Origin of the sequence: Oxalobacter aliiformigenes (assembly GCF_027116575.1) — a bacterium.
Taxonomy (GTDB): Bacteria; Pseudomonadota; Gammaproteobacteria; order Burkholderiales; family Burkholderiaceae_D; genus Oxalobacter; species Oxalobacter aliiformigenes.
Window position 1 is genome coordinate 1,448,206 of record NZ_CP098252.1, and the last position, 17,339, is coordinate 1,465,544.

The following is a 17,339-nucleotide window of genomic DNA, read 5'->3' on the forward strand; positions in this document are numbered from 1 at the left end:
AGCCAGCACGATGCTGAATGGGCCTCATTTTAAAACAAAATGGCCATTCAGGTTTCACCGGGAACGATTTACATTTTCCGAGCGTTTTTCCGGCTTTCCTTTTCCGGTATCTGTGGCGTTTTCCGGTCCGCCAAATCGATCCATCCACCTCCCAGCGATTTGTACAGGCCCACAACCGATGTCAATGAAGACGCTTTCAGTTGCGCCAGCGTCAGCTGGCGGGGAAAAAGCGACTGATCCGCCTGCAAGACCACGGAATAGGCGGAATATCCCTCGTCATATTGCAGTTTCGCCAGACGTGAATAATCGCTTAATTGCGAAACCAGCCGGATTTCCTTTTCCAGTTGTTCATTCACGCGTTCCCACAGGGACAGGGCATTGTCCACATCGGCAAATGCCGACTGCACTGCCGCCTCATACTTCGCCAGGGCGGCACGCTGGCCTGCCTCCGCCTGCCTGACCTGAGCGTAAATCGACCCTCCCTGAAAAACAGGCATGGTGAATACTCCGGCAAAACTCCAGGTTTTGGCATCGCCTTTCCACAGATTTTTCAGCGATTCACTGGATGATCCGAATGCTCCCGTCAGGGAAATGGTGGGGAAATACAGGGCACGTGTCGCCCCGATCATGGCATTGGCCGAAACCAGATCCTGTTCGGCCGCAAGAATATCCGGACGTCTCAGGAGAAGACGGGAAGGCAGATCGGCCGGAACGACGGGCGATTTCAGCTGGTTCAGTGAAGAACCGCGCATGACAGGTCCGGGATTTCTGCCCATCAGGATATTCAGGGCATTTTCCGTCTGGGTGATACTATGACGGATCTGTGGAATTTGGCTTTGCGCCGTTTCGTATTGCGAAGCGGCCTGTGCCACCGTCATCTGCGACGTGACACCGTATTTGAACTGCAATTCGATAATCCTGAGCGATTCGGCATAATTGTCCGAGGTATTCCGTGCGATAGCCAGCTGTTCGTCCAGCGCCAGCAAATCGATATACCGGGTCACGACATTCGCGACGACAGAAAGCAGGGCGGCACGACGGGCCTGCTCAACCGACCGGGCATCGGCCTCGGCCGATTCCGTCAGACGACGGATCCTGCCCCAGAGATCGATTTCCCAGCTCGCGCCAATACTGGCCTGACGGCCATTTTGCGGGTTGGATACCCCGATCACCGGTTCCGCATCCCGTTCAGACAACCGCTCACGTCCCGTTTTGGCATTTATACTGATCTGCGGAAACAGATCGGAACGGGCCAGCATAATGGCGGCGGCGGCCTTTTCCGAATTCGCCAGCGCCGCCCTGAGATCCCGGTTATTGGCAATCGCTTCTTCCACCATACCGTTTAATACCGGATCGCCGAAATCTTCCCACCAGCGGGAGTCAAGCGCCTGCAAGGAAGCGTCTTCCGGAAGAAAACGGTACGTCTCCGGTACCGGCAAATCGGGACGGCGATAATCAGGCCCCATCATGCAACCACCCAACACGGCAACGGTCACACCAACCACTCCAATCCATGCGGCCTTCATTGCTCGCCTCCCTTCGTTTTGCCGTCTGCCGGACGGTAATCGTCCGTCAAAGGAAGTTCTTTCGGTAAAGCGGCCTGTCGCGATACCGCATCCGTCCGCTCTCCACCGGATTGGCCACGAATTTTCCGTTCCCAACTGACAAACAGATCATAAAACATCGGAACGAACAGAAGCGCCAGAGTGGAGACACCGATCATGCCACCGATAATGCCGGTACCGATCGAATGCCGGGAATTGGCACCGGCACCCATGGCAATCGCCAGCGGAATGACCCCACCGATGAAAGCCAGTGATGTCATGACAATCGGACGCAAACGGATCTTGCCTGCTTCAACGGCCGCCTGTGCCAGTGTCGTTCCAGGTTTTCCGGACAGTTCGACCGCGAATTCGACGATCAGAATCGCATTTTTGGCCGCCAGTCCCACCATCACAAGCAGACCGATCTGGAAATACACGTCGTTATCCAGCCCTCTGGCCCAGGTCGCCAGAAGCGAACCGATAATGCCGAACGGAATGGCCGTCAGTACAACAGCAGGCAGCGACCAGCTTTCATACTGGGCCGCCAGAATCAGGAAAACCAGTACCACACCGAATACGAAGACGATCATCGAGGACGTTCCCGATTTCTGTTCTTCATAGGCCACCCCCGACCAGCCATAGGAATAATTCTTCGGCATCGTCTCCGCCGCGATTTCTTCCATCACTTTCATGGCTTCCCCGGACGAATAACCGGTTGCCGCATTACCGGTAATTTCGGCTGCCGGGAAACCGTTGAAATGGGGAACCAGATCAGGACCTGTCGTGTACGACGTCGTCACGACAGAAGAAAGCGGAACCATCTGCCCACTGGCATTGCGGGTATACAGCCGCGTGACGTCATCCGGTGTCGTCCTGAATTCCGGTGCCGACTGCATGATCACATACCAGACACGGGAAAACTGGTTGAACTGGCTGACAATCGAGGAACCGAACTGTGTCTCCAGCGTCCCCGAAATGTCATCCATATCCAGTCCGAGCAGCCGTGCCTTGTCGCGGTCGACAGTGATTTTGAGTTGTTGCGACTGTGCCCGATAAGTGGAATTCAGACTGGTCAACTCGGGACGTTTTTTCGCTTTCGCCAGAATACTGTCCAGCACATCCTGCAACTGTTCGGGGGAATCCGTACCGGTACTTTGCAACCAGAATTCGAACCCGCCCGTACTGCCCAGTCCGGGAATGGGCGGCGGCAGAATCGGCAGGACTTCCGCTTCCTGAATCGCACGGGTCTGCCTGTAAAGTTCCAGCATGATCGTACCGGCATTCTGTTCCTCGGCGGTCCTGATGTTTTTGTAGCGTTCATCGAACGGTTTTAACGCCATGAAATAGGTACCCGACGAATTCTTGAAACCGTTATCCAGCAGAGAAAACCCCGAAATCCCGGCCCGTGTCTGGACACCCGGTATTTTCTCGACAATACCGGATACCTTGTCCATCACGTTTTTCGTCCGTTCAAGACTGGACGAATCAGGCAATATCACCGCCGTGATCAGATACCCCTGATCTTCCTGCGGTACGAAACTGGTCGGCAAACGTTCGAACAGAATGAAAATCGCCGCCACCATGATTCCCAGACAGGCGATCGAAATCAGGAAATGCCGGATAATGGCGGCAGACCACCGCCCGTAATGTTCGGTTAAGGCAGCGAATTTTTTGTTGAACCAGGCAAAAGGACCTTTTTGCGGAGAAGGGATCTGTTTCAGCCAGCTGCCGCACAGCGCCGGTGTCAATGTCAGGGCCACGAAACCGGAAAGAGTCACCGAAACGGCAATGGTAATGGCAAACTGCTTGTAGAGCTGGCCCGTCGTGCCCGGCACGAAAGCCGCCGGCACGAACACACAGACCAGTACCAGTACCGTAGCGACAATCGGGCTGACCAGTTCGTTCATCGCCTTGATCGTCGCCTGCTTCCGTTCCATATTGCCCTGCGAAATATTCCGCTCGACGTTCTCCACCACCACAATGGCGTCATCCACCACCAGACCGATCGCCAGCACCAGCCCGAAGAGCGTCAGCATATTGATCGTGAAGCCCAGCACATACATCCCGGCAAACGTACCGAGCAAAGCGACGAAAATCGCGGAAGAAGCGATCAGGGTCGCGCGGTATTTCTGAAGAAAGACATAAATCACACCGATTACGATAACAATGGCGATCACCAGTGTCTTGATGACTTCTTCGATCGAGATGCGCACGAAATCGGTGGTATCGACGCCGATCACGTAACGTATTCCCTCCGGGAAACCGGCCTGAAGCTTTTCCAGTTCGGCACGGACGGCCCTGGAAACGTCCAGTGCATTGGCCCCCGGCTGCTGGACAATCTGGATAAACGTGGAAAACTGGCCGTTCATCTGTGTATCGACCAGATACGACTGCTTGCCCATCGCCGCACGGCCGATATCTTTCAGGCGCACAATGGCACTGCCGTCGTTATTGGCGCGGATTATCATATTGTCGTAATCGGATGCATCCTGATAGGGCGACTGGGTAATGGCCGGATACGTCTGCTGGGTTCCGGCCGGTGCCGGTTCTCCTCCGATCTGTCCCGCCGAAAACAGCTTGTTCTGGGACGAAACGGCCTGTGCCACATCCGTTGTCGTGATACCGTAAGACGCCATCCGGTCGGGATTGAGCCAGATACGCATCGCCTGATCCGCAGACCCCATGACCGATGCCTGGCCGGCTCCCGGAACCCGCTTGATGGCATCCAGAACATAGACGTTGGCGTAATTGGCGACATAATCCTCGCTGTACCGGGACGGATCGCCATAAATCCCGATCATCATCAACATGGAAGAAGACTGTTTCGCCACATCGACGCCGTTTTGCGTGACTTCGCTCGGCAGTTGCGGCGTCGCCTGATTGACGCGGTTCTGTACCTGTACCTGCGCGATATCCGGATCGGTATCGATATCGAAATAGACCGTCAGTTCAAGCTGTCCGGACGATGAGGAAGACGACGTCATATACAGCATGTTGTCGATCCCGTTGATCTGGCTTTCCAGAGGGGCAGCGACCGAATCGGCGACCGTTTTGGCATCCGCTCCGGGATACTGTGCCGTCACCGTGATCTGGACCGGACTCATATTCGGGTACTGTTCCACCGGCAATTGCGTCAGAGCCAAACCACCCGCAATACAAATGATCAGCGAGACGACAATGGCGAAAATGGGGCGTTCGATAAAAAATCTGGAAAACATGGTTTACCCCCTCACTGTTTCCGGTCCGATCCGTTTTCCGCATTTCCCCTGGACGCGGCAACAGTTGCCGCATCCGGACTGTCCGGGTTGTGTTCCCCCGACACGGCGCCGCCGGTATCATTTCCTGACGGAGCAGCAGACGATCCGGATACACCGTCATCTTGCCGTAGACTGTCCGTTACCTCGACATCGGCACCGGCAGACAGGGTCTGCACCCCGTCGATCACGACCTCTTCGCCATCCTGCAATCCCTGGAGAATCGTCCAGTTCGCCCCCGACTGCTCCCCGACCGTTACCGGACGATACCGGGCCTTGCCATCCTTGACGACCCAGACAAAATGGCCTTTCGATCCCTGCTGGACCGCCTTCTGGGGAATGGAAATGGCATCGGGCCTTTGTGCACCGCTCATCCGCACCCGGACAAACTGGTTCGGCCGCAACATGCCGGACGGATTGTCCACACTGGCCCGCAACATATTGGTTCCCGTTGTCGGATCATAATCGGGAGCGGAAAAAACGAGTTTCCCCTTGTTCGGAAAAACCGATCCGTCAGGCAACACCACCTCGATCACATAATGATCGTCTGCCGGGACCCTGAGCTGACCGGCCTGAATCTGTTTTTGCATATCCAGCAACTGGTTTTCCGACATGCTGAAATTCACCCACATCGGCGAGAGCTGGTAAACCGTCGTCAAACGGCTGTTCGTTGCATCCACATAAGTGCCTTCGGCGACAGTGGCCGAACCGGCCAGACCGTTGACCGGTGACTTGATAGTGGTATAGGACAGATTCAGTCTGGCCGCATCCAGTTGCGCCTTTGCCTGATGAACGGCGGCCTGCGTCGTCAGAAACTGCCCTCTGGCATTGTCCAGATCCTTTTTCGAGAGTGCATTCAGCTCGACAAGCGGCCTGATGCGGTCGAGATTGGATTTGGCCGTGGCATGTGCCGCCTTGCTGGAAGCGAGCGCGGCACTGGCTTCGTCAAGCTGGACCTGGAAAGGGCGCGGATCGATCTGGAAAAGCGTCTGGCCGTTTTTGACCATACCGCCTTCCTGATACAGCCGCCTTTGCAAAAAGCCGTTCACTCTGGCATTGATATTGACCATGCGTGAACTGGCCGTCTGGGCGACATACTCCATTGTGACCGGCAGATTTCTCGCCTTGACTGTCACCGTGGTGACTTTCGGTTTTCCCGTCCCGGGCATTTCCTGTTTTTTTCCGCAAGCCGCGACAAGCAGCAGGGCAGCTATTCCGGCGACAAGAACACCGGTCATTACACCACGATTTTTCACCCGATTCTCCTTACGGTTTCCGGTTCATTCAAAATCACGGGAAAGTGCCGGTGCCTTCCGGCACTTCCATTACACTGAATGAACCTTATCCGAAAGCAGCGAAAGACTTCTTTATTTAAATCAGAGCCATAACCGATTCCGTTTGTTTGCCATACAATCCGGAGCATTCGACAATCCCGGCTGCCCGAAACCATGAAACCGATCGGAAAATGGAAAAAAACCATTTGCCGGTATTTCACTTACAATACGGTTCTTCAAACAAATGGACCGGAACCGTTTCATCACACGAAAAAACAGACATGATCGCCAACGTACTGACTATCGCGGGCACAGACCCGAGCGGCGGGGCAGGCATTTCCGCTGATCTGAAAACATTCTCCGCACTTGGAACTTACGGCATGGCCGCCATTACGGCTGTCGTCGCGCAAAATACAGTGGGAGTCCGTTCTTTCCAGCCGCTTGATCCCGCTTTTGTGGCCGACCAGATCGATGCCATTTTCGACGATGTCACCGTTTCCGCCGTCAAGATCGGCATGGTAGCTACCGCCGGCATCGCCGAAGCGGTCGCCTCGTGTCTGTCGAAACATCCTGAATGTCCTGTTGTGCTCGATCCGGTCATGGTAGCGAAAAGTGGCGATCTGCTGCTCAAACAGGATGCTATCGCCGCCATCCGGGACAAGCTGGTACCGATAGCCACCCTCATCACACCAAACCTGTCTGAGGCGGCCGTCCTGCTGAAAAAGGAAAGACCGGACTCCATCGATGCCATGAAAGCCGTTCTGCCGGAACTGCACCGGCTCGGCGCCGAATGGGTCATGCTAAAAGGCGGAAACCTGCCTGAAGCCGCTTCAGAAAACAGCATCGACTTTCTTTACGGAAAAGGCGGAACAGAAATGCTGTCCGCACCGCGTATCCGGACACAGAATATCCACGGAACAGGCTGCACGCTTTCGGCCGCTATCGCCGCTTACATGACCAGACTGCCATTGCCCGACAGTGTCAGAGAGGCCAAGGCCTATCTGACAGAAGCGCTGGCCGAATCCGGAAAACTGGATGTCGGACACGGCCACGGCCCCGTCCACCACTTCCATAACCTCTGGAAATCGTTTGCGGCACGGTAAAATCCGCCCTGTTTTCCGAACCGCCCGTTTCAGGAACCGGTACCTGTCAGGGAATAGGGGAGCGGTACCCAGGTGAGAACGGGACCATCCGGTGTTGCGGCATGAATGTCTCCCGTTTCCTTTGCATCCGTCTGCACAACGGCAAGGCAATCGATATGCTTTTCATCCCGGCGAACAGACTGCACGACCGTACCGCAAACCAGTCCCTGCGAATCGAAAAGATCGGCTCCCGCCGCCATATTCAGGGCCGAAACGGCAGTACCTTCAGGCCATTTAACCTGTCCATGGAACATCCTGCGTTTGACCGTGCCGCGATACTGGCTGCGCGCGATGACTTCCTGCCCCGGATAGCACCCCTTTTTGAACGAAAGGCCCCCTGTTTCTTCCAGATTGACCATCTGGGGAATGAAACGATCCTGAACCGGCAGGGTGATTTGCGGCATGCCCGCCTCGATATCGCCCAGCAACCAGCCACTCTCGTCGCAAACGGCCAGTTTGGCGGACAGGGCGCTTTCCATTTCCTGCAACTTGCCGGAAGGAACGGCCAGAAGATAGCGGGGAGCGCCGAAAGCGTCTTTCACCCGCATCAGAACCCCCGTTTCGTTTTCCGTCTTTCCGGACAAGGCCAGAGACAGGCCGGGAAACCACTCCGACAGGACGGTTTCCGCTTTTCTGCCGCCGATACCGAGAATCGCCATACTGTCGCTCTCGTCGGCCAGTTTCACTTTGGCACGCAAAATATAAATCTGAAGACGTTTTTGCAGGGCAGGCAGAATATCCCTCGGCAGCATCATGCACACTTTCCCTCCCGATTTCCAGATATGGAAAAGCGCCAGCATCCGGCCTTGCGGCGTGCAATAGGCCGCCACCCGTACCGAACCGGGTCCCAGATGCTCGATATCGTTACTCAACTGACCGTGGACAAAGCGGACGGCATCGTCACCTTCGACGGAAAGCAGGCCGGTCTGTTTGAGCAGGACGACATAACCGGACTCGAGAACGTCTTGCGGACAGGATCGGGGAAAAGCAATGGAATTCATGGTTTCAAATAAAACAGTTTTCGGATTGGATCAAGTCGAGTATATTCTTTTTTTTCATTTTCATGACGGACTTTGTTAAACATCCGTCATCTGACCGATTTTCATGACTGGCGAGAAAAAAAGAAAAATATGCATTGCGGCTGCCCTGATGGCAGTCATCGCCGCTATTGTCATACTGGCCTTTCTCTGCTGGACACAATTGCCGGTATTCGACAGGGGGAAACCGGTTCCTTTCGAAATCGCTCCGGGCGGAACGGCCAGAACCGTCGCCAACCAGCTGAATGGCCAAAACGTCCCCATCAGCGATACGCTTTTCGTCCTGCTGGTCCGCCTGTCAGGCAACAGTTCCGGCCTGCGTGCAGGCCCTTATGAACTCAAGGCAGGAGAAACACCGGCCAGACTGCTCGAAAAAATCACCAAAGGCATCTTCGCCATGGAATCGCTGACGATCATCGAAGGCTGGAAATTCCATCAAATGCGGCAGGCCATCGCAAAACACCCCGGACTGAACCACGAAACAGCCGACCTCTCCGAGCGCGAACTGCTGAAAAGACTGGGCCTGAGCCACCATGCCGGAGAAGGGCTTTTTTTCCCGGACACGTATCTTTTCAAAAAAGGAACGCCAGACATCCTGATCTACCGGCTGGCTCACGACGCGATGATGGCACGGCTCAATGCCTATTGGGACGACAGGGACCCCGGACTGCCCTACAAAAATCCGTATGAAGCGCTGATTATGGCATCCATTGTCGAAAAGGAAACCGCCCATCCGGCTGACCGGGACATGATTTCAGGCGTTTTCGTCAACCGGCTGAAAGCCGGCATGAAACTCCAGACCGACCCGACGGTCATTTATGGCATGGGGAAAAAATACCGCGGGAAAATCCGCCGGATCGACTTGCGTACCGACACCCCTTACAATACCTATACCCGGTACGGACTGCCGCCCACCCCGATCGCGTTGCCGGGCAAGGAAGCGCTTGAAGCCGCCTTTTACCCCGCCGAAACGGACGCACTCTATTTCGTGGCCCGCGGAGACGGAACCAGCCATTTTTCCCGCACTCTGGACGAACACAACAAAGCTGTCGACAAATACATACGATGATTTCAAGCAGACCCCATCCCTATCCCGGCCGTTTCATCACATTCGAGGGCATTGACGGTGCCGGCAAATCGACCCATATCGACTATGTCACAACGCTTCTGGAAACAAAAAACCGCAAGGTGATCGTCACCCGTGAACCCGGTGGAACCGGACTGGGCGAGAAACTGAGAGAACTGCTCCTTCATGAAAACATGCATCCGGAAACGGAAGCGCTTCTGATGTTCGCCGCCCGGAAAGAACATCTCGAACAGGTCATCGAACCGGCCATAAAACGCGGCGACTGGGTAATCTCCGACCGTTTTACAGACGCATCCTTTGCCTATCAGGGAGGGGGGAGAGGGCTGGAACGCGACAAGCTCCGCCAGCTCGAACACTGGGTTCATCCCCATCTGCATCCCGATATGACTTTCCTGTTCGACGTCTCGCCCGAAATCGCGCAGGCACGGCTGAAAGATGCCCGTTCGCCTGACAAGTTCGAGCGGGAAAAGGCCGTTTTCTTCAATCGTGTCCGCACCGAATATCTCCACCGTGCCGGAGAATTTCCCGACCGGTTCAGAATCATAGACAGTTCGCTTTCCATCGAATCCATCCGTGATATCCTGAAAGAACTGATCGGAAATTTGGGCTGAAACCGGATCCATGCATTAAAGTATATTTTCAATAAAACTGTCCAATATATTGAATATATGGAAGAATCCATTTACCCTTGGCATACGGAAAACTGGGAATACCTCCAGCGGATGATGGACAAGCTGCCACATGCGCTGCTGTTTTACGGCCCGACGGGCACCGGGATCGAAACCTTCGCCGAATCCTTTGCGAAATCCATGCTGTGCGAAAACCGGCCATCTGGCGGGCAGCCCTGCGCATCGTGCCAGTCCTGCCACTGGTTCGACCAGTATGCCCATCCCGACTACCGTCAGATTCTGCCGGAAACGCTGGAAATCGCCCGCGGCATCCAGAATGCCGACAAAACCGCTTCCACCGACGAAGAACCCGCGACAGGCAAAACATCCAGAGAGCCGTCCCGGAAAATCGGTATCGACAAAATCCGGTCACTGGCCGATTTCATCAACATCTCCACCCACCGGGGAGGATCGCGCATCATATCGGTTTATCCGGCGGAGGCCATGACATCCGAATCATCGAACGCGCTTTTGAAAATGCTGGAAGAGCCGCCAGCCGGCACCCTTTTCATTCTCATCACCAACCATCTCGACGCGCTTTTGCCCACCATCGTATCCCGCTGCTCCAAACTGGCCTTTCCGATGCCGGAAACATCGGTCGCCCTCGGCTGGCTGAAAGAAAAGGGCATTGACGACGCCGGCGACTGGCTGGCCGGACAGGGTGGCGCACCCGTCGCCGCACTGGCCGAGGCGCAACACGGAATCCGTGAAGAAATGACCGTATTGCTAAACGAACTGGCCACCCCGAACGATACGGAACTGCTCAAAACGGCGGAAAAACTCCAGAAAGTCCCGATGGCCGATCTGGTGACATGGCACCAGCGCTGGCTTTACGATTTGCTGTCACTCCGTCTGGCCGGCAATCTGCGCTATTATCCCCGTTACCGGCCTGCGCTGGAAAGCATGGCGAAAAAAGCCGATATCGACCAGCTGCTGAACCTGCTCAAAAAAGTCAACGAGCGCAAGAAAACCGCCGACCATCCGCTTGTACCACGACTCGCGCTTGAAGACATGCTTTTGGATTACCGGAAAATATTCTCGCCATGAACAGGGGAAATTTTGTAAAATAGCGCCCTTTGATCCATTTTACCCGGTCTTTACATCATGTACGTCGATTCACACTGTCATATCCATCTGCGCGATCTGGCAAAACGTCAGGACGAAGTATTGCACAACATGGCGGCCAGCCAAGTCAGTCATGCCCTGTGCGTCACCATCAGTCTGGCCGACTTTCCGGCTGCGCTGGCACTGGCGGAAAGAATCGATACCATCCATTCGACAGTCGGCATTCATCCCAATCCTGACCCCAAGGATGTGGGAGAAGTGGATACCGCAAAACTGGTCGAACTGGCCAGACATCCGAAAGTCGTCGCTATCGGAGAAACCGGGCTGGACTATTATCGCGTCAAACCGCGCCAGAAATGGCAGATGGACCGTTTCCGCGCCCAGATCCGGGCTTCCCGTGAAGTCGGAAAACCTCTGGTCATCCATACCCGTGAAGCGGCCGAGGACACCATCAAAATCCTTCAGGAAGAGGGCGCCGGACTGGACAAGGGCGGTTTCGGCGGCATCATGCACTGTTTTTCAGAAACCATGCCGATCGCCAGAGCCGCACTGGACATGGGATTCTACATTTCATTTTCAGGAGTACTGACCTATCCTGCCTCCAAAGACCTGAGATCGATCGCACGCCTCATTCCGCTTGACCGGCTTCTGATCGAAACCGATTCTCCCTGGCTGACACCGCAGGCTTTCCGTAGCAAAAGCAAAACCAATGAACCGGCTTTTGTCGTCGAAGTCGCCAAGCAACTCGCCATGCTGAAAGGCATGCCCGTTTCCCGCATCGCCCGGCATACCTCGGAAAATTATTTCAGGCTTTTCAATATCGAAAATAATACTGTTTCCGACTGACCGGAATGGTTTGAGATGCCACGTTTCACCAAAATATTAACCGTCATCGAATCCGGCTTCCGTTTTTTTTAAGTATTCATTAAAAAAAACTATGACTTTGAAAAAAAGGGGAGTAGAATTATTTTCAACGTGAGCACCAACGGTACTGAATACCAAAAAGGCAGACGTAAAAGAGGTGCATTTTTCTCACAAACTGACAATGAATTGTAAGGAATCTATCATGAAAAACTCCTCTATGGTAATGAGAGCACTGTTTATCGTTATAGCTGGTGTTATTATCACGACTCTCTGGATTCAGGCTGTTTGATCGCAAACATTATCCGGAAACAGGAGATTGCTGTTGCAATCTCCTTTGTTTTTATACAGATTTCTTCATATATATCATAGAATTACATTCTTCTTTAAAAGAATATTATCATATTTTTATTTTGTTCTTTTCCTTTCCGTTTTTTCATCCGGTATAATCGCTGTTGACTGAACAACCGTCATATGCGAAAAAAAGCATAACCAGTGAAGTATCAAATATGAAAAAAACAGCGCAACTTGTCGCCGGAAATCATCATTTGATTATAAAATCCGATAGAAAATACCGCTTTCCGGTTTTCTGTACAGCCGGTTTTCATTCAGAAAATCCAGTCCGGCATTTACCGGATATTCACCGGCAGTGAATATTTTATTATTTTCATCCGGATTATCTTTAACAAGTCGAAAACAAAAAACGTTTTTTCAGTCCGATTTACATGTAAATACCGATAATCAACCAGCCAAATCCGTGGTGCACGTTGCGAACCGCCGGTTCCTGAACGGGAGACGGAATATTCCATCGTCATAGACCCGGCCTGTTTTTGTCCGATTTCATGCAATCCGTTGCAGGAATGATTCACTGTCATTTGATGGCATGGCGATTTGCCGGATAATACACACCACCCCGATTTTCTTTCCCTGCCATGACAAAATTTTTCGCATTCTTTAAAACGGCCAGCCGGGCAATTGTTCTTGTACTGGCTTTGTTATCCCTTTTTTCCGCCACCGCCAAGGCCGGTTCCTTCGACGACTGGTTCATCGCTGCCAAAAACGACCAGCCAGGAAAAATCAGGGAATTGTTGCGACAGGGATTCGATCCCAATGCCATCGAACCGAAAAGGGGGGATACCGGTCTGATACTGGCCATGCGGGAAAACGCGCTGGAAGTCATGGCAGTACTGCTGGCCGATCGGCGCACGAAAATCGATGCGGAAGCGTTCAATGGCGACAATGCCCTGATGATCGCCTGCTACAATGGCAATGAAAAGGCGGTCAAAGCCCTGCTGGAGAAAGGGGCACGCGTCAACAAGAACGGCTGGACACCGCTTCATTACGCGGCAGCCAGCGGCAACAACTCCATCGTCACGATGTTGCTGGCCAAAGACGCTTTCGTCAATGCAGCTTCTCCCAACGCGACAACACCGGTCATGATGGCCGCCCGTGGCGGCCATATCTACACGGTCAAATTGCTGTACGACAATGGCGCAGATATCACGATGAAAAACCAGCGAGGTTATTCCGCCATTGATTTCGCCTTGGAAAACAAGAATACCGACATCGTCAAAGGGCTGGATTACCTGATCAGAAAAGAGGCGGAACTCGAAAAGCGGAAAAACGTTCTGCCGAAATTTCCTTTTTGATCATCCGGCCATAGGTGTCCGTCTTTTGACCGGAGTCAGAACGGTCGGCATGGCTTTCGGGAAAGTGGCCGGATAATCCGAGTTGTAATGCAGGCCGCGGCTTTCCTTGCGCAAGAGTGCACTTTCCACAATCATCGACGCGACATCCACTAGATTGCGCAATTCCAGCAGATTGTTGCTGATGATGAAATTGGCGTAATACTCGTCAATTTCCTCCCGCAACAGATGGATCCGGCGCTGGGCCCGCTCCAGCCGCTTCGTCGTCCGGACAATCCCCACATAATTCCACATGAACCGGCGCAATTCATCCCAGTTATGGGAAATGACGACTTCCTCATTCGCGTTGGAAACCCGGCTTTCATCCCACTGCGGCAAGACATGGAAAGGTTCTTCCGGCTGGCTGGCGATATATTCCGCCGCCGTTTTGCCGATAACCAGACATTCCAGCAACGAATTGCTGGCCAGCCGGTTGGCTCCGTGCAATCCCGTACAGGCCGTTTCCCCTACAGCGTACAGATTCCTGATATCCGTTCTTCCCCGGGTATCGGTCACGACACCACCACAGGTGAAATGCGTTGCGGGAACCACAGGAATCGGTTCTTTGGTGATATCGATTCCCAGTTCGAGGCAACGGGCGTAAATCGTCGGGAAGTGTTCTTTCAGAAACGTCGGATTCTGGTGACTGATATCAAGATGGACATAATCCAGACCGCGTTTTTTCATCTCGAAGTCGATGGAACGCGCCACGATATCACGCGGCGCCAGCTCGGCCCGCGAATCGTGTTCCGGCATGAAACGCATGCCGGCATCCGCTCCGGCATCCGGCGGCAGTTTCAGCAATCCGCCTTCGCCCCGGACCGATTCCGAAATCAGGAAAGACTTGGCATAAGGGTGATACAGACAGGTCGGATGAAACTGTACGAACTCCATATTGGAAACCCGGCAGCCGGCACGCCAGGCCATCGCCACCCCGTCACCTGTCGAAGTGTCCGGATTGGTCGTATAAAGATAAACCTTGCCGGCCCCTCCCGTCGCCAGTACGGTATGCCGTGCCGCAAACGTATGGACTTTCCCTTCTTCTTCATTGAGTACATAAAGACCGTAACATTCAACCGGCTGTTTGTCTTCATACAGCTTGTCCGAGGTGATCAGATCGACAGCGAAATGGTTTTCGAAAAGATGGATATTCGGGCTGTTCCGGATGATCCGTTCCAGCGTCTGCTGGACGACATGTCCGGTCGCATCGGCGGCATGGATAATGCGCCGCTCGCTGTGGCCACCTTCACGTGTCAGGTGATAGCCGGTCTGGGTGGACTGGTCTCTGGAAAAGGGAACACCCTGATTGATCAGCCAGTCGATGGCTTCCCCGCCATGCTCGACAATAAACCGGGTAGCGACTTCATCGCACAACCCGGCACCGGCCGTCAGGGTATCCTCGACATGCTTTTCGATACTGTCCAGAACCGGGTCCAGAACGGCGGCGATTCCTCCCTGGGCGAAATTGCTGGCACTTTCCCACAATGTCCGCTTGCAGATCAGGGCGATTTTGTATGTTTTGGGAAGACGCAACGCAACGGACAGTCCCGCCAGTCCGCTGCCGACAATAACGACATCGAAATTCATGACTTTTCCACCGGAATGGTAATGGTTTCTGAAACGGACACTATATTCCATTAAAAACGATTCGTCATGTGTTTTGCCGTCACATTTCCGGCTGAAAATGCATTATTGTTCGACAGATGCGGAAAACTGCAAAAAAACGTCGGCGTTTCAGGAGGAACGTCTGCCGGTCAAAAGGCCGAAAAGCAGAACGACAACGGCGGCGATCAGCAGCAAATGGACGAAACCGCCCAGCAAATGCGTTGTCAAAAGCCCGACAAGCCACAAAACGAAAAGTATCACGGCAATAGTGTATAGCATGGGATTTCTCCGGAAGAGTTGGCTACGGCACAACAAACATCGGCCTGTCACATCCATTTACGACCGTTTCCGACAAAACCGGTTCCGGCCCGAATTCGGTAAAAGTAAAATGCATGTCAAACATCATGAAATTATCCGGCCCGATCGGGAAAGCGATGAAAGATCTCATGCATTTGCGCTGCCTGAACGGACTGGAAAAGCCGGCAACAGGATCTGGCCCGAACCGGCATCAACCTGACAAAAGGAGAAATTATGAAAAAACTGGGATTCATCGGCATGGGTAACATGGCATCGGCCATTCTGCTGGGGGCCGTCAAGTCAGGTTTTCTGAAAGGTGAGGAAACCATCGCCTATGATCCGAACGATTCCAAACTGAACGGATTGAACCGGGAATGCGGTATGGCGAAAGCCACATCCATACCGGATGTCATCGACAACAGCGAAATGATTCTTCTGGCGGTCAAGCCCAAAAATGTCGAAAACATCCTGAGTGAAAACCGTGACCAGCTGAAAAACCGGACATTGCTGTCGGTGGCAGCAGGATGGCAATACAACCGTTTCCGCCGTTTTCTTGATATCTCCACCCACATTTGCGCGATCATGCCCAACACACCGGCCATGGTAGGCGAGGGGATGTCCATTATCGAAGCCACCAATGATCTGTCCCCGAAAGAAATGGCATTCACCCGACAGCTGTTCGCAGCGCTGGGACAGGTGGAAGAACTGTCCAGCGATCTGATGGGAATCGGAGGCACGCTTTCGGGTTGCGCACCCGCCTGGGTTTTCATGATGATCGAGGCACTGGCCGACGGTGCGGTCTATTATGGATTGCCCAGAAACATCGCCTACAGGCTCGCCAGCCAGACGGTTCTGGGTTCCGGGAAAATGGTTCGTGACACCGGCATGCACCCGGGCAAACTCAAAGACGATGTCTGTTCACCCGGAGGCATCACGATTCGCGGTGTCAAGGCACTGGAAGAAGGTGGCCTGCGTATTGCCATGATGAATGCCATGGATGCCGCCTACAAAAAACCGGACTGATTTTCCGGACGGGAAAATGGCTGAAGAAGCCGCTGTTTTTCAGCCATTTTTCAAACCCGCCACAGAATCTTTTAAAGAAAAAGTCCTTTTACAACCGGATAACGGATTACATTACCGACAAGCTGTTGCTGTTCCGGTGAAAGGAATACGGATTTCCCTGATTAACGAAATCTTCCATATTCTGTTTCCTGCCCCGTTCGCCTGACTTATCCGTTTACGGATGACTGTGTGAATTCCCCTTTGCCGGTCCTGCAATCATACGGAATAAACAAGACAGACCGCTCCGGATAAACGCACATGCCGTCTGCTTTGCAAAATAGAAAACACACCGTGAAATGACAGAATGGAAAACATGGTTCCCGAAAACGACCCATGAAAAAAACCGGATTTCCGGCATACCTGCCGGCTCTCCCTCATGACAGATGCACAGGAATCTCCGGATATTTTGCCAAAACCATGTTCCGTCATGAGAAACGGCTATACAAGAATATGCGCAGACATCAACCATATCTGGCAATGCTCATTACGATGGAAAAATATTCAGGAAGTCATTTCGTAACGGACAACGCCGTCCCGCCAATGCAAAGTGAATCCCGGGTACCCCCCAAGTCTATCCGTTTTCCTGGAGATCAAACGGAAAAACAACCATATACCGTTTTTTCCGGTATCGGTATCCTGTTCGCAGGTATAACCCCGACAGTTCAGAGATAACACATGTCCGTATCCTGCTGTCTTTTTCACCGGAAAAAACGGCAGAACAGGGCTGTGCCGAGGCAAGAAACCCGGGACAGTGACCT

13 protein-coding genes are annotated in these 17,339 nt (G+C 53.4%); 7 read left to right on the forward strand and 6 right to left on the reverse strand.

From position 1 onward, the window contains the following. Positions 1-68 precede the first annotated feature (68 nt). The 3 genes from NB647_RS06740 to NB647_RS06750 are packed head-to-tail and all read right to left on the reverse strand — an operon-like array spanning position 69 to position 6,054. On the reverse strand, positions 69-1,526 hold the full coding sequence (locus NB647_RS06740; RefSeq protein ID WP_269282554.1) for an efflux transporter outer membrane subunit: 1,458 nt from the start codon (positions 1,524-1,526) through the stop codon (positions 69-71). After that, positions 1,523-4,762 carry an efflux RND transporter permease subunit gene (locus NB647_RS06745; RefSeq protein WP_269282556.1) on the reverse strand — a complete coding sequence of 1,080 codons (3,240 nt, stop codon included), beginning with the start codon at positions 4,760-4,762 and terminating at the stop codon, positions 1,523-1,525. The genes NB647_RS06740 and NB647_RS06745 overlap by 4 nt, the downstream gene beginning before the upstream one ends. Before the next feature lie 11 nt (positions 4,763-4,773). After that, positions 4,774-6,054: an efflux RND transporter periplasmic adaptor subunit gene (locus NB647_RS06750; RefSeq protein WP_269282558.1), complete on the reverse strand. Its 1,281-nt coding sequence runs from the start codon at positions 6,052-6,054 to the stop codon at positions 4,774-4,776. Positions 6,055-6,353: 299 nt separating this feature from the next. On the opposite strand from NB647_RS06750, the gene thiD reads away from it, so the two are divergent. Then, positions 6,354-7,175 (forward strand): bifunctional hydroxymethylpyrimidine kinase/phosphomethylpyrimidine kinase, encoded by an 822-nt coding sequence (gene thiD / locus NB647_RS06755; protein ID WP_269282560.1) that lies wholly within the window; start codon positions 6,354-6,356, stop codon positions 7,173-7,175. Between the two features lie 29 nt (positions 7,176-7,204). Here thiD and ygfZ read toward each other — a convergent pair whose 3' ends face one another. After that, on the reverse strand, positions 7,205-8,215 hold the full coding sequence (gene ygfZ, locus NB647_RS06760) for a CAF17-like 4Fe-4S cluster assembly/insertion protein YgfZ (RefSeq protein WP_269282562.1): 1,011 nt from the start codon (positions 8,213-8,215) through the stop codon (positions 7,205-7,207). 103 nt (positions 8,216-8,318) lie between these two features. Between ygfZ and mltG the strand changes: the two genes are divergently transcribed. The 5 genes from mltG (at position 8,319) to NB647_RS06785 (ending at position 13,581) form a co-directional block, all read left to right on the forward strand. After that, positions 8,319-9,320: an endolytic transglycosylase MltG gene (mltG, locus tag NB647_RS06765; protein WP_269282564.1), complete on the forward strand. Its 1,002-nt coding sequence runs from the start codon at positions 8,319-8,321 to the stop codon at positions 9,318-9,320. Further along, the gene (gene tmk / locus NB647_RS06770; RefSeq protein ID WP_269282566.1) at positions 9,317-9,949 is read left to right on the forward strand and encodes a dTMP kinase; all 633 of its coding nucleotides are present in this window, start codon (positions 9,317-9,319) and stop codon (positions 9,947-9,949) included. The genes mltG and tmk overlap by 4 nt, the downstream gene beginning before the upstream one ends. A 57-nt stretch (positions 9,950-10,006) precedes the next feature. Then, positions 10,007-11,053, forward strand: coding sequence for a DNA polymerase III subunit delta' (gene holB / locus NB647_RS06775; RefSeq protein WP_269282568.1), 1,047 nt, complete (start codon positions 10,007-10,009; stop codon positions 11,051-11,053). Between the two features lie 57 nt (positions 11,054-11,110). After that, a complete protein-coding gene (locus NB647_RS06780) occupies positions 11,111-11,917 on the forward strand; it encodes a TatD family hydrolase (RefSeq protein WP_269282569.1) in 807 nt (268 codons plus the stop codon). A gap of 947 nt (positions 11,918-12,864) precedes the next feature. Further along, positions 12,865-13,581, forward strand: coding sequence for an ankyrin repeat domain-containing protein (locus NB647_RS06785; RefSeq protein WP_269282571.1), 717 nt, complete (start codon positions 12,865-12,867; stop codon positions 13,579-13,581). Here the strand turns inward: NB647_RS06785 and nadB are convergent, their stop codons facing one another. After that, positions 13,582-15,204, reverse strand: a complete 1,623-nt coding sequence (gene nadB / locus NB647_RS06790; protein WP_269282573.1) for an L-aspartate oxidase — start codon at positions 15,202-15,204, stop codon at positions 13,582-13,584. Between the two features lie 147 nt (positions 15,205-15,351). Continuing rightward, positions 15,352-15,501: a lmo0937 family membrane protein gene (locus NB647_RS06795; protein ID WP_269263853.1), complete on the reverse strand. Its 150-nt coding sequence runs from the start codon at positions 15,499-15,501 to the stop codon at positions 15,352-15,354. 252 nt (positions 15,502-15,753) lie between these two features. On the opposite strand from NB647_RS06795, the gene proC reads away from it, so the two are divergent. After that, positions 15,754-16,542: a pyrroline-5-carboxylate reductase gene (gene proC, locus NB647_RS06800; protein ID WP_269282575.1), complete on the forward strand. Its 789-nt coding sequence runs from the start codon at positions 15,754-15,756 to the stop codon at positions 16,540-16,542. The last annotated feature ends 797 nt before the right edge of the window (positions 16,543-17,339 follow it).

Bases quoted from the DNA above. Each gene is read 5' to 3' on its own strand.
- NB647_RS06745 (WP_269282556.1), bottom strand. From the start codon at position 4,762: ATGTTTTCCAGATTTTTTATCGAACGCCCCATTTTCGCCATTGTCGTC.
- mltG (WP_269282564.1), top strand. From the start codon at position 8,319: ATGACTGGCGAGAAAAAAAGAAAAATATGCATTGCGGCTGCCCTGATG.
- NB647_RS06795 (WP_269263853.1), bottom strand. From the start codon at position 15,501: ATGCTATACACTATTGCCGTGATACTTTTCGTTTTGTGGCTTGTCGGG.
- holB (WP_269282568.1), top strand. From the start codon at position 10,007: ATGGAAGAATCCATTTACCCTTGGCATACGGAAAACTGGGAATACCTC.
- NB647_RS06740 (WP_269282554.1), bottom strand. From the start codon at position 1,526: ATGAAGGCCGCATGGATTGGAGTGGTTGGTGTGACCGTTGCCGTGTTG.
- proC (WP_269282575.1), top strand. From the start codon at position 15,754: ATGAAAAAACTGGGATTCATCGGCATGGGTAACATGGCATCGGCCATT.
- NB647_RS06785 (WP_269282571.1), top strand. From the start codon at position 12,865: ATGACAAAATTTTTCGCATTCTTTAAAACGGCCAGCCGGGCAATTGTT.
- nadB (WP_269282573.1), bottom strand. From the start codon at position 15,204: ATGAATTTCGATGTCGTTATTGTCGGCAGCGGACTGGCGGGACTGTCC.
- tmk (WP_269282566.1), top strand. From the start codon at position 9,317: ATGATTTCAAGCAGACCCCATCCCTATCCCGGCCGTTTCATCACATTC.
- thiD (WP_269282560.1), top strand. From the start codon at position 6,354: ATGATCGCCAACGTACTGACTATCGCGGGCACAGACCCGAGCGGCGGG.
- NB647_RS06780 (WP_269282569.1), top strand. From the start codon at position 11,111: ATGTACGTCGATTCACACTGTCATATCCATCTGCGCGATCTGGCAAAA.
- ygfZ (WP_269282562.1), bottom strand. From the start codon at position 8,215: ATGAATTCCATTGCTTTTCCCCGATCCTGTCCGCAAGACGTTCTCGAG.